Origin of the sequence: Neorhizobium sp. SHOUNA12A (assembly GCF_023006505.1) — a bacterium.
Classification (GTDB): domain Bacteria; phylum Pseudomonadota; class Alphaproteobacteria; order Rhizobiales; family Rhizobiaceae; genus Neorhizobium.
Genome location: NZ_JALBGV010000069.1, coordinates 12,217 through 33,232 on the forward strand (window position 1 = coordinate 12,217; position 21,016 = coordinate 33,232).

The following is a 21,016-nucleotide window of genomic DNA, read 5'->3' on the forward strand; positions in this document are numbered from 1 at the left end:
TCTTTTGCGGGGGTCCTCGACAAAGTCGAGAACCCCCGTTTCGGAGAACTACTTCGTGGCGGCTTCGTAGCGCTCGAGGACGTAGTCCCAGTTGATCAGGCTGTCGACGAAGGCTTCGAGGTATTTCGGGCGGGCGTTGCGGTAGTCGATGTAATAGGAATGTTCCCAGACGTCGACGCCGAGGATCGGCTCTGCACCGTGAACCAGCGGGTTCTCGCCGTTCGGGGTCTTGGAGATGACGAGCTTGCCGTCTTTTACGGAAAGCCAGGCCCAGCCGGAGCCGAACTGCGTCGTGCCGGCGGCGATCAGGTCAGCCTTGAACTTGTCGTAGCCGCCAAGATCGGAGGCGACCGCCGCCTCGAGCTTGCCCGGCAGCTTGGTGCCGCCGCCGCCCTTCTTCATCCACTTCCAGAAATGGACGTGGTTGTAGTGCTGGGCAGCGTTGTTGAAGAGGCCCTGGTTGGTGCCGAAGGACTTCTTGACGACCTCCTCGAGCGACAGATCAGCCATGCCGGCTTCGGCAGCGAGCTTGTTGCCGTTGTCGACATAAGCCTTGTGATGCTTGTCGTGGTGGAATTCGAGCGTCTCTTTCGATATGAAGGGCGAAAGGGCTTCGTAGTCGTAGGGGAGTTCGGGAAGTTCGAAAGCCATTGGTCTACTCCTTGTTCGATAGCTACCTGGGTTCGGCAGATACCTGGGTAAAGCGTCGTGCGGGAACATAGGAGCGCAAGGCCCAAGAGGCAACGGTAACTTTGCCAAAAATCAAGCCAATCGGGTCAAGAACTTGCTGAAATTTCGAGATACAAGAAACGGGCCAGATCACGATTCGGAGCCCGTTTGATGAAGACCACTTTTGCTCTTGCCGCCGTCCTCCTCGCATCCGGCGTCACCGTTACGCACGCCGCCTCGGACGACGCCTGGTCCAACTTCCGCTCGGAGGTGGCCAAGGCCTGCGTGACCGCCGCCAAAGGGCTGATCGAGAACGGCAAGGCACTGGTCGATCCCTTCGGCAGCCAGAGCTACGGGCTCGCCATCGTCTCCGGCAAGGCGGTCGGCGCCAACGTGACGATCAGCACGATCTGCGCCTTCGACAAGAAGACCCGCAAGGCCGAGATCGGCGGCCAAATCTCCGCAGACAAGCTGACAGTGAAATAGTCTCACCGGATCAGGCGGCGCAGATGCGCGACCACGACGATGGGCCGACAATTTTTCCGCTCGTCTGGCGACCTTCCCGCGCGGGTAAAACGGGAACCTTTCTTCACGCCTGCGGATTGAAAGCGAACGCCCGTGGCAAAGAGGAGGCTGCATGTCGCTCGACTTCCTGACGTCTGATTTCCTGATCTTCGTTGCCATAGGCTTCTTCGCACAGGTCGTCGACGGGGCGCTCGGCATGGCCTTTGGGGTGCTGACGACGACCAGTCTGCTTGCCATCGGCGTCGCGCCCGCGGCTGCAAGCGCCATGACCCACGTGACGGAGTGTTTCACCACCGCCGCCTCGGGACTGTCGCATCTCTATAACCGCAACGTCGATTGGCGGCTGGTGGCAAGGCTTGCGCCGGCCGGTATGATCGGCGGGGCGATCGGCGCCTATGTTCTGTCGAATATCGACGGCAAGGCGATCGAACCCTTCGTCTCGGTCTACCTGATCGCCATCGGCCTGTTCATCCTCTACAAGGCCTTTCAGCCGAAGTTTCCGCGCGACGTGCGCGACTGGATCGTGCCTTATGTCGGCGGCGCTGGCGGACTGCTCGATGCGATGGGCGGCGGCGGATGGGGGCCGATCGTCACCAGTTCGCTGCTCGGCCGCGGCCACGACGCGAAGAAGGTGATCGGCTCCACCAACCTCACCGAATTCGCCGTCACCACCCTGATTTCCGCAACCTTCATCATGGCGCTCGGCTGGTCGGAACTCTCTTCTGCCCTCGGCCTCATCCTCGGCGGCATCCTGGCCGCCCCGATCGGCGCCTTCATCGTCCGCTACCTGCCGGTCAAACCCCTGATGATCGCCGTCTCGATGATCATCATCGGCACGGCCGCGGTCCGGCTTGTGTGAGGGGAGGACATACGACCGGCCAGACTGGCGGCCGCACGTGGAATATGGCAGACTTATCTCATGAAGAACGACGCCGAAATCTCCGAGGACCTCAGCCGCCGTGTCGACCAGCTCGCGGCCCGCTCCAGGCTGACGCGCGGGCAGATCATCGAAGACGCGCTGGCTCACGGTCGCTCGCTCGCCTGGCAGGAAAAGTGGATCGCTGGGGTGGAGGCAGGGCTTGCCGACGCAGACAACGGCAGTTTCGCGACGGAGGCGGAAATCGCTGCCGTGTTGACCAAGTACGGGCCGGCTTAAGCTTCCCGTGCGGATCGTTTTCACCCGGCGCTATCTACGAGAATTAGCAAGCATCGGAGATTATATCGGCGAGCGTAACCCGCGCGCGGCAGCCCGCGTCGTGCACGAGATCCACTCGAAGACCACCCGGCTGCTATCGGACAATCCATTTATCGGGCGCCTCGGTGAAATCAGCGGCACGCGCGAGCTGGTGATCGTCAGCACGCCTTACGTCGTCGCCTATCGTGTGACGGAAAACCAGGTGGAAGTGCTTTTCGTCCAGCATGGCGCCCAGGAATGGCCTGACAAGGTGTGAGAGCGAAATAGCGCGCCTTGCCCGATTGTGATAGGCTTGCCCGAGAACAGGAACAGACCGATGCGCCCGAACCGATCGATTACCATCTCCCTGTCGGAAGACATGGCCGAACTCGTCCAGAAGAAAGTCGCGTCCGGCGAATTTGCTGACGAAAGCGAGGTGGTCGCCGAAGGATTGCGGTATCTGGCGGACCATGATGCGGGCATAGAGAGCTGGCTGCGGGATGAGGTCGTGCCGGCGCTGAGAGCGCATGATGCCGATCCCAGCAGGGGGCGCACGATTGAAGAGACGAGAAAAGAACTTGAAGAATACATGCAGACCAGGGATCGAAGATCGATCGGTGCATGAAATATTCAGTCATCCTCTCCCTCGAAGCGCGTCTGGATCTGGCCGATCTGTTCGATTACCTGTCAGGCAAGACCGGAGATGATTTCGCGCGTGCTTATATCCGCAGGATCATTGACCATTGCAATGGCTTCAGCACTTTCCCCAAACGGGGAACCCTCCGCAACGACGTAGAGCCGGGCTTGAGGCTCGTGGGGTATCGCCGAAAGGCAACCATCGCCTTCCGCGTGGATGAGAATACCGTCACGATTGCTCGTATTCTTTATGGTGGCAAAAGCCTTACCGGCGCGGACGACGTCGAAGACGACGAATTCTAACTTATCGCCTGCCTCACACGCCGCCGCCTGGAGGTTTCAGGCCTCGTCGCCGGGGGAGCGGGCCCAGTCCATGTAGAGTTCCAGCGCCTTGCGGGCGACCGGGCCTTCCTGGAGCTGGCGTTCCTCGAAACGGTTGACCGGCACGATCTTGGAATAGTTGCCGGAGGTGAAGATCTCGTCGGCATCCATGAAATCCTCGACCGTCAGCGTCATCTCGCGCACGTCGAAACCGCCGAGGCGCAGGAGGTTGATGACGCGCGAGCGGGTGATGCCGGCAAGGAACGTGCCGTTGGCGACCGGCGTCATGATCACCCCGTCCTTGACCATGAAGATGTTCGAGGACGCGGTTTCGGCGACGTTGCCGTTCATGTCGCGGGCGAGCGCATTGTCGAAGCCGCGGTTGCGCGCTTCCATGATCATACGGCCGCTATTGGGATAAAGGCTGCCGGTCTTGGCGCCGGTCATCGCCACTTCCGGGTTCGGGCGGCGATAGGGCGAGACGGTGAGCGACGAGGGTTTGGCGGTCTGCATCGGCGCCTCGAACAGGCAGAGCGCGAAGCGGGTCGATTCGGGATCGGCGGTGACGACGCTGTAGGGCATGCCGTGTTCCGACCAGTACATCGGCTTGATGTAGATCGCCGTCTTGCCGTCGAACTTCTTGACGCCTTCCCAGGCGAGCGCCTCGATCTCCTCGGGCTGCATCACCGGCTGCATGCCCATGTTCCTGGCCGAGCGGTTGACGCGCTGGCAATGCTGGTCGATGTCCGGCGCGATGCCATCGAACCAGCGGGCGCCATCGAACACGGTGGAGCCGAGCCACATGGCATGCGAGGTCGGTCCGATCAGCTTCGGATTGCCCTCCAGCCATTCGCTGTCCACGAACGTCCAGGTGGTGGTACGCGGGGCTGTGTTGACGGGCATGGCGATCTCCTTGGTCATTCCGGGGTCATTCGCGTGAGGCGCTTCAAAATTGAGGGTGAGTGAAGTCCGGGGCCGCCACCGAGGTCAAGCGATAATATGAGATGGATCATCACAAAAATTGATATTTTTGACCATGGAGACCGGGGTGCCGGAGTGGCATGTTTCAGCGAGACAAGATCGAAGGAAGCTGGAAATGGCATGGTCTGCGGAGCAATATGTGAAATTCGAGGACGAGCGGACGCGGCCGGCGCGCGATCTTCTGGCGCAGGTGCCGCTTGCCTCAGTGGCTCGCGCCTATGACCTCGGCTGCGGTCCGGGCAATTCTACGGAGCTGATCGCGGCACGGTTCGGGGCCGCCAATGTCACCGGCCTCGACAGTGACGACAACATGCTGACGGCGGCGCGCAAGCGCCTGCCCGGCACGCAATTCACCAAGGCCGATCTGAAGACCTGGGTGCCGGAAGAGCCGGCCGACCTGCTTTACGCCAACGCCGTCTTCCAATGGGTGCCGGACCATATTTCCGTGCTCGCCCGGCTGATGGACCACCTGGCGCCTGGCGGCGTGCTGGCCGTGCAGATGCCGGACAACCTCTCCGAACCCAGCCACACGCTGATGGAGGAGACCGGTGCCGCCGGCCCGTGGAAGGCAGCCTTCGAAGGCGGCAGGGTTCGCCGGCCGGTGCTGCCGCAGCCGACCGCCTATTTCGACCGGCTGGTGCCTAAATCAGTTCGCGTCGACGTCTGGCACACGGTCTATTACCATCCGCTTGGCGATGCGCATGCGATCGTCGAATGGGTCAAGGCGACCGGGCTCCGCCCCTATCTCGACGCCGCCGGCCCTGCTCATGCCGAAGCCTTTGCGGCCGACTATACCGCCCGCATTGCCAAGGCCTACCCGCCGATGGCCGACGGGCGGGTGCTGTTGCGCTTCCCGCGGTTCTTCATCGTCGCAGTGAAAGCCTGAAGGGCGGCTTCAAGGCGTGCTCGGCGGCTTCAAGGGGTGCCCGGCGGCGGGGCCAGCGGGTTTTGCGCCTGGGGCTGCGTGACTTCGATCCGGCCGAGACCAGAATCATTCATCCAGATGATGCTGAGGACACAACCGACCAGGATCATCAGCACCGCGATAAAAAGCCAACGCATCAAAAACTCTCCCCCGGCCCTCAACCGGAATGTACCCGGCCAAGGAAGTCGCGGATGAGCGGGGCGACCTCGTCGAGATTGGTTTCCAGCAGCCAATGACCACCATCGAGAAGATGAAGTTCCGCCCTCGGCAAGTCGCGCAGGAACGCGCGGGCGGATTTTTCCGGCATGTAGCCGTCCTGGGGACCCCAGACGATCAGGGTCGGCGGCTGGCGATCGCGCAGATATTGCTGATAACGCGGAAACCAGGCGACGTTCTCGCGCAGCCCGGCGATGACATCGACCGCGATCTGCCGCCGCGGCTCGTCCATCAAGGCCCAATGCAGTTTCCAAAGGTCGGGCGAGATGCGTTCGGCGATCTCCGGCCGCACTTCGTTGAGGAACTCCTCCCTGAAACCCTCCTCGTTGACGACGCTGGCGATCTTGCGGCGGCCTTCCTCGGTCGGGTTGCGCCAGAATTCCTGCAGGGCGGCATATTTGGGACCAAGCGCGTCCTCATAGATATCGCCGTTCTGGATGATCAGCGCGGCGATCTTCTCCGGGTGCCGGATCGCCAGGCGCAGACCGATCTGCGACCCGAAATCGTGGAGGTAGAGCGCGACACGGTCGAGACCGAGCGTTTGCGTGAACTCGTCCAGGAAGCCGGTGAAACCATCGAAATCATAGGCAAAGCCGGAGGGCGTGTCGGTGTAGCCCGAGCCCGGAAAATCCGGCGCGACCAGATGCCATCGATCGGCAAGCCGGGGCATCAATTCGCGGAATTCATAGGACGAGCACGGATAGCCATGCGGCAGCAGAAGCACGGGTGCACCGGCCCTGCCCGCCTCCCGGTAAAACACCTTGATGCCGTTGAGGTCGAGCCACTTGTGTTTTACCCGCATCCTCTCCCGGGGGGCTTCGGTGGTCATGTCCATGATCATCGCTCCTTGGCTGCCAGCCCTTCAAGAAAGGTTCATGCTGGAAATGTTCCGTGACCATTTCGTGGCACCAGGCCGACTTTTCGCATCGCGGCGACGTCGGCGGTTCTCCAGCTTGACGCACCCGGCGCGTAGCCGCAACGCAGCAAAATGGTTGACTCGGGCCGGTTCGGCTTGCACTCTCGACCCTTCCCGTTTTCGTCGTCCTGCCCGAAAAGCCGTTCGAAGCCATGCCGAAACCATCCACATTGTCGCTGACGCAGGACCTGGTCGACCTTTGCTTTCGCGAGGAGATCGATCCCGGGCAGCCGGCCACATGGGAGCCGCTGACCGACGACGATTTCATCGAGATCGCCGATCGGCTGGCCGCGGAAATCGGCGAGGATCCGCTTTGGGTGTTCGCCTATGGCTCGCTGATCTGGAAGCCGGGCTTCGATAGCATCGCCTGCCAGCGGGCCGCCGCGTTCGGCTGGCATCGCTCCTTTTCGCTGAGAATCGAGCGCGGTCGCGGCTCGCCGGCACAGCCGGGGCTGATGATGATGCTGTCGCGCGGCGGCCGCTGCGATGGGGTGATCTATCGGGTGGCCGACGACGACAAGCGCGTCCAGATCGAAAAAGCGCTACGCCGTGAAGTCAGCCATCGCGACAGCCTCGCCTCGTTCCGCTGGCTGCCGGTCCGCACCCAGGCCGGCGAGACCGTGCGGGCGCTGACCTTCTGGGTCGGCGGCACCAGCAAGCGCATCGTCCGGCCGCTGCTGCCGCTCGACGAGGTCGCAAAGGTTCTGGCGCGCGCCTGCGGGCATCGGGGCTCCTGTGCCGAATACCTCTACAATACCGTCGTGCATCTCGCCGAATTCGGCATCCGCGACCGCAATCTCTGGCGGTTGCAGGAGATGGTGGCGAAGGAGATCCGGGTGATGCATGTGCGGGAGGCGGTTGCGGTCGGGGCGTGAGGCGGGAAATGGGAGAGGTCGTGCCGTGTCAGCCCCCCTCTGCCCTGCCGGGCATCTCCCCCACAGGTGGGGAGATCGGCTGGGAGCGCCGGCGTCTCCCAAGAAACAGACGCTACTATTCCGCGCAGGCCAATATTGGGCGAAGGTCGAGCCGCATGTGATCTCCCCACCCGTGGGGGAGATGGCCGGCAGGCCAGAGGGGGCTGGCGATCTCGTCAGAAGAGGTTTGAAATCGCCTCACCACAAAACCAGTTGCAAAAAGCAATCGGCTGAGCTATTCCTAAACCAGTTTCAATTCGCAATCGGTTATGGGAGGCCGTCATGCGTCCGGTTCTGTATTCACATCCATTCTCGTCCTACTGCCAGAAGGTGCTGACCGCGCTCTATGAGAACGGCACCGACTTCGACACCCGCATGCTCGGGCCGGAGGATCCTTCGGCTTACCAGGATCTCTGCAGCATGTGGCCGGTGAAGCGTTTTCCAATCCTGATCGACGGCGAGAAACGGGTCTTCGAATCCTCGATCATCATCGAATATCTCGGCCAGCATTATCCCGGCCCGGTAAAATTGATCCCGGACGACGCGGACGCGGCGCTCGATGTGCGGATGATGGACCGCTTTTTCGACAACTACGTCTCCATCCCACAGCAGAAGGTCGTCTTCAACGCCATCCGCCCGGAAGAGAGCCGCGATCCCTATGGCGTGCAGGAAGCCCGCGACATGCTGGACGCCGCCTATGGCTGGCTCGACCAGCGCATGGCGGACCGGGAATGGGCGGCCGGAGGGGCATTCAGCCTCGCCGACTGCGCCGCGGCGCCCGCCCTCTTCTATGCGGACTGGACGCACCGGATCGGCGAGCAGTTCGCCCATGTGCGGGCCTATCGCAAGCGGCTGCTCGCCCGGCCGTCTTTTGCGCGCGCGGTGGACGAGGCGCGGCCTTACCGCTCGTTCTTCCCGCTCGGCGCACCGGATCGGGACTAGGATGGGTCACCGGCAGTAGCGGGCTTCAGAACATGCTGTCATTGGCGATCGGCAGACCGCGCATCGCAGCATAGACGCGCCACACCTCGTGGCGCAGGACTGCACTTGGGCGCACGCCGCCGCTGCCGTAGTTCTTGTATTTGTCGCGATAGGCTTCCATAAAAACCCTCACCGCCTCGATCACGTCGGCATGCAGCTCCGCCCTGCGGCGCAGCTCCTCCCGCTCGGAACGGAGGCTTTCAAAGTTCTGAACAAGCAGCAGCAGGTCCTCCATCGACATGGCGACATGCGAGCGATCGGCCGAACCGGCAGCCACCTCCGCCCGTATCCGGGCGATGATTTCATTCAGCTGGTCATTCATGGGATTAGATTCTCCTAATCCAGCCGATGTGGGTGGCAAAATTGACCAATGCAAGGCGAAACTGTGGCCTGAAAGACACGTTTGCCGATCAACGTGACCGGGGCGGTCTCTTAAAGTCGTGCCGCGATAAAGTCGATATAGGTGCGAATGCGCAGGGCGAGGTGCTCATGGCCGGCGTAAACGGCATGGATTTCCTCGATATCTTCGGGATTGAAATCCTCCAGAACCGGCACGAGCCGGCCGGCCTCGATATCCGGTTCGACATGGAAACGCCCGACCCGGCCGATGCCGAGATGATCCAGGCAGAACTGCCGGATGATCGAGCCGTTGCTCGCCTTCAGGTTTCCGGAAACCGGCAACAGCTCCCGGCTGCCGGTTTTCGGATCACGAAAAGGCCAGCCTTCGACCGCCCGCCGGAAATTAAAATTGATGCAGTTGTGATGGATGAGCTCGGCTGGCGTCTTCGGCACGCCGTGGCGCTCCAGATAACCGGGCGAGGCGATCACCACCTGGCGGCTCTCGCCGAGCTTTCGCGCCATCAGCGACGAGTTGCGCATCGGCCCGTGGCGGATGGCGATGTCGACCCGTTCGCGAATGAGATCGACGATATCGTCGGTCAGGGTGATATCGAGCTGAATATCGGGGAAAAGCTGCTGAAACTCGCAGGTCAGCGGCAGGACATAACGTTCTCCGAAGCCGACCGAAGCGTTAATCGACAGCGGCCCGCGCGGCAGCGTCCGCCCGCCGCCGGAGACCATTTCCTCCGTATCGGCGATCTCGGCCAGGATGCGCTGTGCCCGCGCCAGATAGGTCTCGCCCTCCGGCGTCAGCTGCAGCATGCGGGTGGAACGGACCACCAGGCGGGTGCCGAGCCGGTCCTCCAGCCGGGTGACGAGTTTACTGACGGCGGAGGGGGAGAGCTTTAGCTTGCGACCGGCGGCCGAGAAGCTCTTGAGCTCGGCGGCCAGGGCAAAGACTTCCATTTCTCCGGCGCGGTTGTCCATCGTGTTCGATCCTCGCTTTCAATTTCCGATCATGACCGTTCTGCCGCGGCGCCCCCCTCTGGCCTGCCGGCCATCTCCCCCACGGGTGGGGAGATCACAAGTGGCGCGATCGCCGCTTCCAAACAAACCGTCGTCCCCTGGTTGGTCGGCGCCCCGGATGAGACGTCGAGTGTAGAGCGGTGAGCAGGCGCCCAGCCAATCTCCCCACCCGAGGGGGAGATGGCCGGCAGGCCAGAGGGGGGCGGTCTTGCTCCACCATCAATGTCACCTGTGATTTCAATTCACAAATGATTATCCGCTTACGCGGCTACACACGCAAGTCCGAGGTGACGATATTGCGGTGCATCAAACTCCATTCCTTCCTCCCAAGGACAAGGATCCAAGCCAATGCCTCTCGCTCTCCACGCGCTGACGGCCGGTGCCTTCGGCATCGGGGTCACCGAATTCGTCATCATGGGCCTGCTGATCGACGTCAGCAAAGATCTCGGCGTATCGATCTCGGCCGCCGGCCTGTTGATCTCCGGTTACGCGCTCGGCGTCGTCGTCGGCGCGCCCATCCTCGGCATGCTGACCGGCAAATGGTCGCGCAAGACCCTGCTGATGAGCCTGATGGTGGTGTTCACCGTCGGCAACCTCGCCTGTGCGCTGGCACCCGACTATTGGACGCTGATGGCCGCCCGGGTGCTGACCGCGTTCGCGCATGCCTCGTTCTTCGGCGTCGGTTCGGTGGTCGCCACCAGCCTGGTTGCCCCGAACAAAAAGGCTTCGGCCATCGCCATCATGTTTACCGGGCTGACGGTCGCCAATATTCTCGGCGTGCCCTTCGGCACCTGGCTCGGCCAGGCGTATGGCTGGCGCTCGACCTTCTTTGCCGTCACCCTGATCGGCCTCGTGGCGCTCGCTGTCATCGCGCTGTTCGTCCCGAAGGACAAGACCACGGACAATCAGGCAGCGAACTCGCAGGGCGCGCTTGCCGTGCTCGGCCGCCGCTCGGTTCTGCTCGGGCTTCTGATCACCGTGCTGAGCTGGGTCGGCGTGTTTGCGGGCTTCACCTATATCGCGCCGATCCTGACCCAGATCACCGGCTTTTCGGAAGCCGCCGTTTCGCCGATCCTGCTTGTCTTCGGCGGCGGCCTGGTGATCGGCAATCTGGCCGGCGGGTGGCTTGCCGACCGTCATCTGGTGCCGACCATCGTCGCCAGCCTCATCGCGCTCTCGGTCGTGCTGCTGGCGCTGACGGCGGCGATCCACCAGCCGGTGCTGGCCGTCATCGCCATCGGCCTGTTCGGCGCCGCAGCGTTCGCCACCGTCTCGCCGCTTCAGATCTGGGTGCTGCAGAAGGCCGAGGGTGCCGGCCAGGGGCTTGCCTCGTCGTTCAACATCGCCGCCTTCAACCTCGGCAATGCGATCGGCGCCTGGCTCGGCGGCGTGGTCATCGACCATGGCCCCGGTCTCGGCTCGGTCACCCTGATCGCCGGCCTCGTACCGCTCGCAGCGCTTGCCGTCGCCCTCTTCGCCATCCGGCTGGACAAGCGCGAGACCGCCATCAGCGGCGCACCCGCCCTCTCCTGCCCGGCCGAATAACCGACACACCGAAGGATCACGACCATGGAATACCGCAATCTCGGACAATCCGGCCTCAGAGTGCCGGTCTTGAGCTTTGGAGCCGGCACGTTCGGCGGCTCCGGACCGCTGTTCAGCCACTGGGGCACGACCGACGTCGAGGAAGCCCGCCGCCTCGTCGACATCTGCCTCGAGGCCGGCGTCAACCTGTTCGACACCGCCGACGTCTATTCGGCCGGCGCTTCGGAAGAGGTGCTGGGAGAGGCGATCAAGGGTCGGCGCGACCAAGTGCTGATCTCCACCAAGGCCAGCTTGCCGACCGGCGACGGGCCGAGTGACTGGGGTTCCTCTCGTTCCCGGCTGATCGGCGCGGTGGATGCTGCGCTAAAACGGCTCGGCACCGACCATATCGACATTTTCCAGCTGCACGCCTTCGACGCCTCGACGCCGGTCGAAGAGGTCGTCTCGACGCTCGACCAGCTCGTGAAGGATGGCAAGCTGCGCTATATCGGCGTCTCGAACTTCTCCGGCTGGCAGATCATGAAATCGCTCGCCGCCGCCGAGAAACATGGCTGGACGCGTTATGTCGTGAACCAGGTCTATTATTCGCTGGTCGGCCGCGACTACGAATGGGACCTGATGCCCTTGGGCATGGACCAGGGGCTCGGTGCGCTGGTTTGGAGCCCGCTCGGCTGGGGACGGCTCACCGGCAAGATCAGCCGCGGCAAACCGCTTCCGGAAGGCAGCCGCCTGCATGAGACGGCGGATTTCGGCCCGCCTGTCGAAGACGAACTGCTCTACCGGGTGGTCGATGCGTTGCAGGTGGTGGCGGACGAGACGGGCAAGACGGTGCCGCAGGTGGCGATCAACTGGCTTGTCAGCCGCCCGACCGTCTCCTCGGTGATCATAGGCGCCCGCAACGAGGAACAGCTTCGCCAGAATCTCGGGGCCGTCGGCTGGTCGCTGACACCGGAGCAGATCGCCAGGCTCGATGCGGCAAGCACTGTCACCGCCCCCTACCCGCATTTCCCCTATCGGCGCCAGGAAGGCTTTGCCCGCCTTAACCCGCCCATCGCCGGCTGACGCTACCCGAAAACTCGGGTGGTTGATCCGTCACAGAATCGGTCCATGTAATACGGGCCTCATTTGGCCCGGCCGTTTGCCGGGCTTTCCCTTCAGGAGTTCAATATGTTCACAGTCAGCGCCAATGGCGCCAACATTCCCGCCCTCGGTTTCGGCACCTTCCGCATGCCCGACGAAGACGTCGCCCGCGTGCTGCCGGAGGCCCTGAAGCTCGGTTTCCGCCATGTCGATACCGCGCAGATCTACAAGAACGAGGCAGCCGTCGGCGATGTGCTTTCCAAGTCCGGCATCCCGCGCGCCGACATCTTTCTCACCACCAAGGTCTGGGTCGACCGCGTCGGCCATGACGCCTTCATCGCCTCGGTGGACGAGAGCCTGGCCAAGCTGAAGACCGACTATGTCGACCTGCTTCTCCTCCACTGGCCGCAGAGCGAAATGCCGCTCGCCGACCGCATGGGTGCGTTGAACGCGCTTAAAAAGGCTGGCAAGGTGAAGAATATCGGCGTCTCCAATTTTTCCGTCGCGCTGATCGCCGAAGCGGTGAAGCTCTCGGATGCACCGCTTGCCACCAACCAGGTGGAATACCATCCCTATCTCGACCAGACGAAGGTTCTGGCCGAAGTCGCCGAGCACGGCATGTCGCTGACCGCCTATTACCTGATGGCGAACGGCGCGGTGCCGGGCGACGCAGTCTTGAAGGATATCGGCGCCAAGCACGGCAAGACGGCCGCGCAGGTGACGCTGCGCTGGGCCATCCAGCAGAAGGACGTGATCGCGCTTTCCAAGACCGCGACCGTTTCCCGCCTGCCGGAAAACTTCGACGTGTTCGATTTCGCGCTGGCGGAAGACGAGATGCAGGCGATCCACGCGCTTGCCAAGCCGACTGGCCGTATCGTCAACCCGGGGCATCTGGCCCCGGAATGGGATAATTGATCTTCGCTGACAAGCTGACATGATGCGCCGGAAATCTCCGGCGCGTTTTTTGTTTCTGAGGAAAGCCAATGACCGAGAGCAAAAAGCCTATGGCCCGCGACTCGCTGGCCATTGACGATGACGCGCCGGATTTGACGGAAAGCCCGTGGGCCGAAAAGCTGACGTCGGCACCGGTCGTCCGTGGCCGTCCCAAAAGCGAGCAGACCAAGGTGTCGACGACGATCAGGCTGGACGCAGATGTGTTGGAAGGTTTCAGAGCCGGTAGACCGGGCTGGCAGTCCCGTATCAACGACGTCCTGAAGGCATGGCTCGCCAGGAGATGAGAAAGGCCCCCGGAAACATCCGGAGGCCTTCCCTGGTCACAGCCAGCCTTTCCGCTTGAAATAGAGATACGGCAGGACCATCGAGACGATCATCATGGCAATCGCCATATGGTAGCCGTAGGTCCATTGCAGTTCCGGCTGGTTGGCGAAGTTCATGCCGTAGATCGAGGCGACCAGGGTCGGCGGCAGGAAGACGACGGAGGCGACCGAGAAGATCTTGATGATCTGGTTCTGTTCGAGATTGATCAGCCCCAGCGTCGCATCCAGCAGGAAATTGATCTTGCCGGACAGGAAGGCGGAGTGATCGCCAAGCGAAGTGGCGTCCCGTTGCAGCAGTTTCAGGCGCTGGCGCAGTTCCTTGGTCAGCTTGCGGTCGACACCGTCGAGCGCCGCATAATAGGCAACAACGCGGGAGACGCTGACGAGGCTTTCGCGCACGACGGTGATGAACTCACCCTTCTGACCGACCTCGCGGATGAGGTCCTGCAGGTCGCGCGTCTTCGCGTTGGCCTTGGCGGCCTTGGTCGAGAAGACCTCCTGGGAAATCTGGTCGATCTCGGTGCCGAGCCGTTCCAGCGTATCGGCCATGCGGTCGATGATCGCCTCGATCAGCCCCGTCATGATCAGTTCGCCGTAGCTGCAATGCAGGCCCGTTCCGTTCGGCTTGCGGGCGCGCGCCATGAAGGCGTCGAAGGGGCGCGGCTCGGCATATCGGACAGTGACCAGAACCTGGCCCTTGACGATGAAGGTGACGGGAACCTTTCGCGGCGTGCCTGCATCGGGCCTGGTCAGCACCGTCATGGTCATGAACTCGGCGCCGTCCTCCTGATAGAGTCGGGCGGAAAGCTCGATGTCCTCCATCTCGTCCATGGTCGGCACGGTAATGCCGAGACGCTCGCCGACGGCGCGCTCTTCCTCGGATGTGGGGCTGACAAGGTCGTACCAGACGATGGGGGGTTCTACGGGGACGGGCGTTGCAAGATCGGACGTTGCAAGGTCGGGCGTTACGGGTGCCGACACGTCGGATGCCGCTGGTGCTGCGGCAACGGCAGGCACGTCGGAAGCGACGGAAACAAGGCGATCAAGGTCATAGGCATGGATGCGCAGCATGACGGCTCCTTTTCGGACCATCGGTCCCTTCGGAGCGCGCATCCTTATCGAGAAGGACTAGAGCCCCGCAGAGACGGGTCGGTATGATGACGTCGAACTTCGACTGTCGGGGTTCATCTCAATTGTCCTTTGAAAGAGTGGCGCCCGGTCGGGCGTCACTCGCGTGTGAGATGTGCCCTAAACGGCGAACAGTCAAGGGCTTTTCGGTGCAGAATTCCGTGTGCGACCGAACGGCGCATCTTTTAGTTGACTAGGCTCAGTTGATCGGCAACGAATGGAATTCGACTATGTGAATCTATTTTCAATTAGGTCAAATATGGGAGCGTTGGATCGAAAGTTCGGAAACCGGCAGAGAAAGCTGGAGGGGGACGGCCACGACTTCGAAGCGTTTGTTTTTGAATGCCTTGCGCTTGCAGGTGAAGACAAGGGGCTGAAGAGACGCCTCGCAAAAGGCCGCGACGGAGCGATCGACCTGATAGATTCGAATCCCGGCACCGCGCAGACCCATATAGCGGAATGCAAGTTCGTCGGTGACGGCGAGTTCAAATCGGTCCGGGCACGGTGGCGGGACGTGGCGGACAATCTGGATCGCAATCTGCCGGGGCTGCACAGCGATCCTAAAAAAAAACCGCATTCTCCCTATCGTCTCTGGCTGGATGCCAGTTGTCCTGTCACCCAATACTCATTCTGCGTTTCATGTCCGCTCAGCAAGCAGGATGAGAAAGCTCTCCAGTCGGAAATTCAGGCATTCTTCGGCACGCTTTACGGCAGGGGCATTTCCGGCCTGGCGGCGCTTGCGCTGCCGACCGGAATTTCCGTCAAGACATGGGACCATTTCGACCGTGCCCTCAAGGAGAAACCTGCGCTCGCCTTCCGGTGGTTCGGTGGATTGCCGGCCGGGTTTTCCCTTTTTGAGGCAGAGCGGGAAAAGGCGGACAGTTTCCGCGGCTTCCTGCGAGGTGCGACCCTGCCCTATTTCTCCCGAAGCCGTTTTGCCCAAACCGACGCGGCGATCGATATCGACAGCGAAGACATATTCGTCGCACGTCTCGGCGGTCTCGAAGAGACGAGCACATTGTTGATCGCCGGTCCCGGCGGCGCGGGAAAGACCCGCCTTGCATACGAAATTGCCGAAGGCATCAAAGAGCGTGAAAACGATGCAACGCAGGTTTTCAAGCTGGACCGCGACGCGACGGCCGGCAGCCTCGAGGAGCTTCTGAAGGCGTTTATTACACCGGCGACGATCGTGCTTTTGATCGACTATGCCGAGGCGCAATCGGCTCTCGAACAGATTGCCAGACGCCTGCCGATCCTGGCGGGTCAAACTCAGCACCGCTTCCGCCTCATCGCCACCTGCCGTTCAAGCGCGCAGGGTCAGGTGGAGGACGCGCTCGCCGATCTGTCTCCCCACGTCGTGGACATGGCATCGCGGAGAAAGGACGAACCAGCCTTTGCCGCCTGGGTGACGCGGCAAATTCTCGAATTCGGCAAGATTCCCGATGCCCGGGCCATGGAAAAGCTCTGCACCGGAATGCCGGCCTTGGCCTCTTTCGCAGTCTTTCTTTTTCAGCACCATCGGGAGCGATTTGCAGACCAGTTCGGGGCTCTGACCGGATTGCAGGATTTCCAGGCTTGGGCAAGACGGCGCCTTTCCATATTGCTGCAACGCCATCCGGCAACGGCCAATGGCTTGAGTACCCTTTCGGAACTGGCGCTTTCGCTACCGATGTCGCGCTCCAAACGCGATGCTCTGGTCGATGGCGGCGGGGAAACCGCAGCATTTCTGACCGAGCTTGAGACGGACCGCTGGATCGAATTCGACGGAGACTACCTTTTCCCCTCCCACGATATTCTCGCCGATGCGATCACCGCCCGCTGGCTGCTCGAATCCTCGGCCAATGCAACTTCTCGAACCGCTGACGCACTTCGCAAGGCCGCGCAGTCGGACGATCTGCGGACCGCCTGGATCGCACTGGACCGCCTTGCGCCGCATCCGCTATTCAGAGACATCGACGGAGCTCAGGTCGTCAACCGCATAACCAAGCTGGGCACAGACAAATTGCTGCCGGTGTTCGACCTCATTCTCGGGGGACAATTGCTCCGTCTCGGCGAGAAGATCGACGCGCTGGCGAAATTCGACGACATGCGAACCTTTGTGGCGCGTGAACGGTCGCTGGATATCGCTCTGTCGTCTATTGCCGAGCAGGCCGCCGACCTTCCGGAAGATAAAAAGGCAAGCCACCAACTTGATCTCCTTGCCGAACCGCTGGACGCAGCCGTTCACTATGCCCGCCCCTCCAATATCGTGACGAGACGCGCCTACGCACTTTTTCCGGCGCGGTATCGCGAGGCCGCGCTGCGTCGCATCTACCAATCCCCGACAAGCAGCGACACGCATTACCTCATCGCCGAAATGTTGCGGCGTGAAGGCGACTGGCAAGGTCTGCAATCGGCTACCCTAATCTGGCTTCAGGCCCGGTCAGCGAATGACACCAAAGCCAGTTTTGTGATTGGGGCGTGGCTTTATGCGGGAGGAGACAAGAGCTCGGTTCGCGAGCCTATTCGAGCATGGTGTAAAGAATACGCAGAAACGCCAGAAGCACGATTCGTTTACCAAGCTTGGCTTGATGCAGGTGGTGATCCGGAACTCGTTCGCGAGCCTATTCAAGCATGGCTTAAAGAACGGGCCGAAACGCCAGAAGTACAATTCATTTACAAAGCTTGGCTTGATGCAAATGGTCATCAAGACGTGGTTCTGGAGCCGATCCGCGCATGGCTTAAAAAACACGCGGAGACGCCAGAAGCACGATTCGTTTACCATGCTTGGCTTGATGCAGGTGGTGATCCGGAACTCGTTCGCGAGCCTATTCAAGCATGGCTTAAAGAACGAGCCGAAACGCCAGAAGTACAATTCATTTACAAAGCTTGGCTTGATGCAAATGGCCATCAAGACGTGGTTTTGGAGCCGATCCGCGCATGACTTAAAAAACACGCGGAGACGCCAGAAGCGCGATTCGTTTACAAAGCCTGGCTTGACGCAAGCGGCCATTGCAGTGTGGTTCTGGAACCGATCCGTGCATGGCTTGGAAGATATGGGACAATACCTGAAGCAGCGTTTGTCTATGAAGCATGGCTCAGCGCCGGTGGCAACCACGCGGTAATTACAGATTTCCTGAACCCATGGATCGCCCAAAACACACAGTTGGAAACGGCCGATTTTGTTTATAGAGCATGGATCGAAAACGGTGGAGATATCGAAGACATTCGAGACGCCGTTTTTGCTTGGCTCCATCACTGGAAGCAGGACGCGAGAGCCGTATATGTCACCAAGGAAATGTCAAAGCTACACGATCTTCCCGAAGAAGTTATCGTAGATATTGCAGAATGGGCGGCTCGATTTGTTGACAACGACGACGCTCTTTATCGCATAGGCCGCATTGCGCGTTTCCTCACTTCAAACCGGGCAAAATCCGAGATCGTGCAAAATGCCGTCATAAAAAGCGGCCTCAGAAATCTACAATACTTCAATATATCTAAAAAAGAGACGGCGAGAAGCCGGACATTCGCCGCAGCCTCTCTCATCGAATATCTTTCAGTGGCAATAAATACCCGTTATTTCCGATACTGTCTGATATCCGCGATAGCGCGCGCCATTTCCAACAACTATATATACCGAGAAGAAAATACCGAGATCAAACTAAATCCCCGTCAGAACGTTGTTGGCGCGGTTTATATGGCGCTCAAATACGGTTATTTCGATAAAGAGAAAGATGCCGATGCGCTTTATTCATTTGCCGGATGGTTGAACGCCCAGATGCCTGCAGGCAACGGAGGCCACGAAATCAACTCGATACTGGAATCGTTTTTCGGAACTTCCCCTCCGAATATGTAAAATGCGTGAAAGCCGCAAATCATCGAATGCGGCTTCCCAAATTCAGTTCTGACTTCGCTCACTCAGACGAACTGCGACAGGCCCGGAACCGAAGCGATGACCGTATCGACCACTTCGTCGCCGGCGTGTTCGCGGGCGACCGCCATGGTTTCCTTGGCAAGGCCGGTGATCTCGCCCATGCCGAGACCTTGGCTCATCAGCTGCTGGCCGAGCGCCATGACGCCGCCGCCGAAGCTTGCCATCAGGCCGCCGAGAAGACCGCCGCCGCCCGCACCTTCGCCGTTGAACTTGGCGACCAGATCGGAAGCGCCCGGGATCGCCTCGATCATCTTGGCAACCGCGCCGTCATCGGCCTCGCGCTGTAGGAAACCGAGCATCATGCCGATCGCCTTTTCGGCGACGTCAGGGGCAATGCCGACATTCTCGGCGACGCGGGAAACCAGTTCGTTCATCAATCTCTCCTGAAGGTTTTGACGTTCACGTCAACGTAAAACAACCATCCAATAAACTCAAGCCACGGGGGCTTTGCAATTTTCACGGTGGATTCGACGCTCAAGCGTTGTTGCCAGTCCGCTGCGAGCTTATAAAAGCTTTGTGAGAGCATTGCGATGGACGAATGAAAAGCATCGCAGGCCCGCAAAACGCTCGCCGACCTGAACGGCTCTATCCTTTTGTTTTCATGCGATGCCGGGCGGGAAACCGCTTCACACTTTTCCTGGAATTGCTATTAAGGACGGATAGCCGCACGAATTTGCAGGGAATGGAACCGAATGGACGATACGGGAAAGCTCTTCATCGGCGGCAGCCGCAAGCCGGACGATTCGCTCAACAAGGCTGAATATCTGGAGCTGAAGTTTGGCAACCGCCACGGTCTCGTCACCGGCGCCACCGGCACCGGCAAGACGGTAAGCCTGCAGGTGCTCGCCGAAGGGTTCTCGAAGGCCGGCGTGCCCGTCTTCGCCGCCGACATCAAGGGCGACCTTTCCGGCATCGCCATGAAGGGCGAGGCCAAGGATTTTCTCCTGAAGCGCGCCGAGCAGATCGGTTTCCAGGATTACGAGTTCGAACAGTTCCCGGTGATCTTCTGGGATCTATTCGGTGAAAAGGGCCATCGGGTGCGCACCACCATCGCCGAGATGGGGCCGCTCCTGCTGTCGCGGCTGATGGATGCGTCCGAGCCGCAGGAAGGCGTCATCAACATCGCCTTCAAGATCGCCGACAAGGCGAACCTGCCGCTGCTCGACCTCAAGGATTTCGCCTCGCTGCTGAACTACATGGCAGACAATGCGGGAGAGCTGTCTTCCCAGTTCGGGCTGATCTCGAAAACCTCGGTCGCATCGATCCAGCGCGGGCTGCTGGTGCTGGAACAGCAGGGTGCCGAGCACTTCTTCGGCGAACCGGCGCTGAAGATTTCAGACATCATGCGCACCAACCCGAACACCGGCTACGGGCAGATTTCGGTGCTTGCCGCCGACAAGCTGATGATGAACCCGAGGCTTTACGCGACCTTCCTTCTGTGGCTGCTCTCCGAACTGTTCGAGGAACTGCCGGAAGTGGGCGATCCGGAACAGCCGAAGCTGGTATTTTTCTTCGACGAGGCGCATCTGCTCTTCAACGACGCGCCAAAGGTGCTGACCGAACGCGTCGAACAGGTCGTGCGCCTGATCCGCTCCAAGGGCGTCGGCGTCTATTTCGTCACCCAGAACCCGCTCGACGTGCCGGAAACCGTGCTCGCCCAGCTCGGCAACCGGGTGCAGCACGCGCTGCGCGCCTATACGCCGCGCGAGCAGAAGGCGGTGAAGACCGCCGCCGAGACGTTCCGCCCCAATCCGGCTTTCGACTGCGCTACCGCGATCACCAATCTCGGCACCGGCGAGGCGCTGGTCTCGACGCTCGAAGGCAAGGGTGCGCCTTCGATCGTGGAACGCACGCTGGTGCGTCCGCCATCCGGCCGCATCGGCCCGCTTTCCGACCAGGAACGGCAGGCGGTGATGGACAAGAGCCCGGTGCTCGGCCTCTATGACGAGGACCTAGATCGCGAATCCGCCTTCGAAATCCTCGCCGCCCGCGCCAAGCAGGCCGCCGATACCGCTGCGGCTAGGAAGGCGCAGGACGAGCTGCAGGCCGCCCCGCCGGCCGGTTCGGGCGAGACGACCGGCTGGACCCTGCCGGGCTTCGGTGGCAAGGACGACGACAACGACCAGAACCGCGCCCAGCCGCGCCGCTCCGGCTATCAGCGCGAAACGATCATCGAAGCAGCGATGAAGAGCGTGACCCGGACGGTTGCGACCCAGGTCGGCCGGGCGATCGTGCGCGGGATCTTGGGGAGCTTGAAGCGGTAGGGGAGCGAGATACGCCTGATGTCGCAAGGGTAGATTGGTCCAGAATACCATCATGGACGTTGCTCTTCCGGGTCTACCCCCCTTGTAACTTCCCTTTATCCGCTTTTGGCGATTTACTGCCAGATGCGGTGGCGGATGGGAGACCGAACCTCCCTTGGGACATCAAGCCCGTGGCAGAGCCTGGGT

Annotated in this window: 24 protein-coding genes; 16 read left to right on the forward strand and 8 right to left on the reverse strand. The window is 61.1% G+C overall.

The window, feature by feature from the left end:
- Nucleotides 1–48: 48 nt before the first annotated feature.
- Nucleotides 49–651 carry a superoxide dismutase gene (locus MOV63_RS24355; RefSeq protein ID WP_247037765.1) on the reverse strand — a complete coding sequence of 201 codons (603 nt, stop codon included), beginning with the start codon at nt 649–651 and terminating at the stop codon, nt 49–51.
- 189 nt (nt 652–840) lie between these two features.
- Here MOV63_RS24355 and MOV63_RS24360 point away from each other — a divergent pair, with 189 nt between their 5' ends.
- The 6 genes from MOV63_RS24360 to MOV63_RS24385 all read left to right on the forward strand — a co-directional run bounded on the left by MOV63_RS24360 (nt 841) and on the right by MOV63_RS24385 (nt 3,307).
- Nucleotides 841–1,155 carry a hypothetical protein gene (locus tag MOV63_RS24360; RefSeq protein WP_247037767.1) on the forward strand — a complete coding sequence of 105 codons (315 nt, stop codon included), beginning with the start codon at nt 841–843 and terminating at the stop codon, nt 1,153–1,155.
- A 166-nt stretch (nt 1,156–1,321) separates the two neighbouring features.
- Nucleotides 1,322–2,053, forward strand: coding sequence for a sulfite exporter TauE/SafE family protein (locus MOV63_RS24365; protein ID WP_247037800.1), 732 nt, complete (start codon nt 1,322–1,324; stop codon nt 2,051–2,053).
- A 60-nt stretch (nt 2,054–2,113) separates the two neighbouring features.
- Nucleotides 2,114–2,350: a CopG family ribbon-helix-helix protein gene (locus MOV63_RS24370; RefSeq protein WP_247037771.1), complete on the forward strand. Its 237-nt coding sequence runs from the start codon at nt 2,114–2,116 to the stop codon at nt 2,348–2,350.
- A 7-nt stretch (nt 2,351–2,357) separates the two neighbouring features.
- Complete coding sequence (locus MOV63_RS24375; RefSeq protein ID WP_247037773.1) at nt 2,358–2,645, forward strand: type II toxin-antitoxin system RelE/ParE family toxin; 288 nt, start codon at nt 2,358–2,360, stop codon at nt 2,643–2,645.
- A 102-nt stretch (nt 2,646–2,747) separates the two neighbouring features.
- Nucleotides 2,748–2,993 carry a type II toxin-antitoxin system ParD family antitoxin gene (locus MOV63_RS24380; protein WP_244447481.1) on the forward strand — a complete coding sequence of 82 codons (246 nt, stop codon included), beginning with the start codon at nt 2,748–2,750 and terminating at the stop codon, nt 2,991–2,993.
- Nucleotides 2,990–3,307 carry a type II toxin-antitoxin system RelE/ParE family toxin gene (locus MOV63_RS24385; protein WP_038540980.1) on the forward strand — a complete coding sequence of 106 codons (318 nt, stop codon included), beginning with the start codon at nt 2,990–2,992 and terminating at the stop codon, nt 3,305–3,307. The genes MOV63_RS24380 and MOV63_RS24385 overlap by 4 nt, the downstream gene beginning before the upstream one ends.
- Nucleotides 3,308–3,343: 36 nt before the next feature.
- Here MOV63_RS24385 and MOV63_RS24390 read toward each other — a convergent pair whose 3' ends face one another.
- Nucleotides 3,344–4,228 (reverse strand): branched-chain amino acid aminotransferase, encoded by an 885-nt coding sequence (locus MOV63_RS24390; protein ID WP_247037775.1) that lies wholly within the window; start codon nt 4,226–4,228, stop codon nt 3,344–3,346.
- A gap of 193 nt (nt 4,229–4,421) precedes the next feature.
- Here MOV63_RS24390 and tam point away from each other — a divergent pair, with 193 nt between their 5' ends.
- The gene (gene tam / locus MOV63_RS24395; protein ID WP_247037777.1) at nt 4,422–5,192 is read left to right on the forward strand and encodes a trans-aconitate 2-methyltransferase; all 771 of its coding nucleotides are present in this window, start codon (nt 4,422–4,424) and stop codon (nt 5,190–5,192) included.
- 29 nt (nt 5,193–5,221) lie between these two features.
- On the opposite strand, the gene MOV63_RS24400 is transcribed toward tam, so the two are convergent.
- Together MOV63_RS24400 and MOV63_RS24405 are read right to left on the reverse strand one after the other, a co-directional pair.
- Nucleotides 5,222–5,368, reverse strand: coding sequence for a hypothetical protein (locus MOV63_RS24400; RefSeq protein WP_157885083.1), 147 nt, complete (start codon nt 5,366–5,368; stop codon nt 5,222–5,224).
- A gap of 20 nt (nt 5,369–5,388) precedes the next feature.
- The gene (locus MOV63_RS24405; protein ID WP_405029376.1) at nt 5,389–6,276 is read right to left on the reverse strand and encodes an alpha/beta fold hydrolase; all 888 of its coding nucleotides are present in this window, start codon (nt 6,274–6,276) and stop codon (nt 5,389–5,391) included.
- A 239-nt stretch (nt 6,277–6,515) separates the two neighbouring features.
- Here MOV63_RS24405 and MOV63_RS24410 point away from each other — a divergent pair, with 239 nt between their 5' ends.
- Both MOV63_RS24410 and MOV63_RS24415 read left to right on the forward strand, forming a co-directional pair.
- Nucleotides 6,516–7,238 carry a gamma-glutamylcyclotransferase gene (locus MOV63_RS24410; RefSeq protein ID WP_247037781.1) on the forward strand — a complete coding sequence of 241 codons (723 nt, stop codon included), beginning with the start codon at nt 6,516–6,518 and terminating at the stop codon, nt 7,236–7,238.
- A gap of 321 nt (nt 7,239–7,559) precedes the next feature.
- Entirely contained in the window at nt 7,560–8,219 is a 660-nt protein-coding gene (locus tag MOV63_RS24415; protein ID WP_247037783.1) for a glutathione S-transferase family protein, read from the forward strand.
- A gap of 25 nt (nt 8,220–8,244) precedes the next feature.
- Here MOV63_RS24415 and MOV63_RS24420 read toward each other — a convergent pair whose 3' ends face one another.
- Together MOV63_RS24420 and MOV63_RS24425 are read right to left on the reverse strand one after the other, a co-directional pair.
- Complete coding sequence (locus tag MOV63_RS24420) at nt 8,245–8,580, reverse strand: hypothetical protein (protein WP_038540969.1); 336 nt, start codon at nt 8,578–8,580, stop codon at nt 8,245–8,247.
- 110 nt (nt 8,581–8,690) lie between these two features.
- Nucleotides 8,691–9,584, reverse strand: coding sequence for a LysR family transcriptional regulator (locus tag MOV63_RS24425; RefSeq protein ID WP_247037784.1), 894 nt, complete (start codon nt 9,582–9,584; stop codon nt 8,691–8,693).
- A gap of 387 nt (nt 9,585–9,971) precedes the next feature.
- Here MOV63_RS24425 and MOV63_RS24430 point away from each other — a divergent pair, with 387 nt between their 5' ends.
- The 4 genes from MOV63_RS24430 (at nt 9,972) to MOV63_RS24445 (ending at nt 13,486) form a co-directional block, all read left to right on the forward strand.
- Nucleotides 9,972–11,168, forward strand: a complete 1,197-nt coding sequence (locus tag MOV63_RS24430) for an MFS transporter (protein WP_247037786.1) — start codon at nt 9,972–9,974, stop codon at nt 11,166–11,168.
- Nucleotides 11,169–11,192: 24 nt separating this feature from the next.
- Nucleotides 11,193–12,230: an aldo/keto reductase gene (locus MOV63_RS24435; RefSeq protein WP_247037788.1), complete on the forward strand. Its 1,038-nt coding sequence runs from the start codon at nt 11,193–11,195 to the stop codon at nt 12,228–12,230.
- Between the two features lie 105 nt (nt 12,231–12,335).
- Nucleotides 12,336–13,163 (forward strand): aldo/keto reductase, encoded by an 828-nt coding sequence (locus MOV63_RS24440; protein ID WP_038540958.1) that lies wholly within the window; start codon nt 12,336–12,338, stop codon nt 13,161–13,163.
- A 68-nt stretch (nt 13,164–13,231) separates the two neighbouring features.
- On the forward strand, nt 13,232–13,486 hold the full coding sequence (locus MOV63_RS24445) for a BrnA antitoxin family protein (RefSeq protein ID WP_247037790.1): 255 nt from the start codon (nt 13,232–13,234) through the stop codon (nt 13,484–13,486).
- A gap of 36 nt (nt 13,487–13,522) precedes the next feature.
- Here the strand turns inward: MOV63_RS24445 and MOV63_RS24450 are convergent, their stop codons facing one another.
- Entirely contained in the window at nt 13,523–14,596 is a 1,074-nt protein-coding gene (locus MOV63_RS24450; protein ID WP_247037792.1) for a magnesium transporter CorA family protein, read from the reverse strand.
- Nucleotides 14,597–14,870: 274 nt separating this feature from the next.
- On the opposite strand from MOV63_RS24450, the gene MOV63_RS24455 reads away from it, so the two are divergent.
- A complete protein-coding gene (locus MOV63_RS24455; protein ID WP_247037794.1) occupies nt 14,871–17,576 on the forward strand; it encodes a hypothetical protein in 2,706 nt (901 codons plus the stop codon).
- 75 nt (nt 17,577–17,651) lie between these two features.
- Nucleotides 17,652–18,488 carry a hypothetical protein gene (locus MOV63_RS24460; RefSeq protein WP_247037796.1) on the forward strand — a complete coding sequence of 279 codons (837 nt, stop codon included), beginning with the start codon at nt 17,652–17,654 and terminating at the stop codon, nt 18,486–18,488.
- Nucleotides 18,489–18,550: 62 nt separating this feature from the next.
- Here the strand turns inward: MOV63_RS24460 and MOV63_RS24465 are convergent, their stop codons facing one another.
- On the reverse strand, nt 18,551–18,940 hold the full coding sequence (locus MOV63_RS24465) for a hypothetical protein (protein ID WP_038540944.1): 390 nt from the start codon (nt 18,938–18,940) through the stop codon (nt 18,551–18,553).
- Nucleotides 18,941–19,258: 318 nt separating this feature from the next.
- Between MOV63_RS24465 and MOV63_RS24470 the strand changes: the two genes are divergently transcribed.
- Entirely contained in the window at nt 19,259–20,830 is a 1,572-nt protein-coding gene (locus MOV63_RS24470) for a helicase HerA-like C-terminal domain-containing protein (protein ID WP_247037798.1), read from the forward strand.
- Nucleotides 20,831–21,016 lie beyond the last annotated feature (186 nt).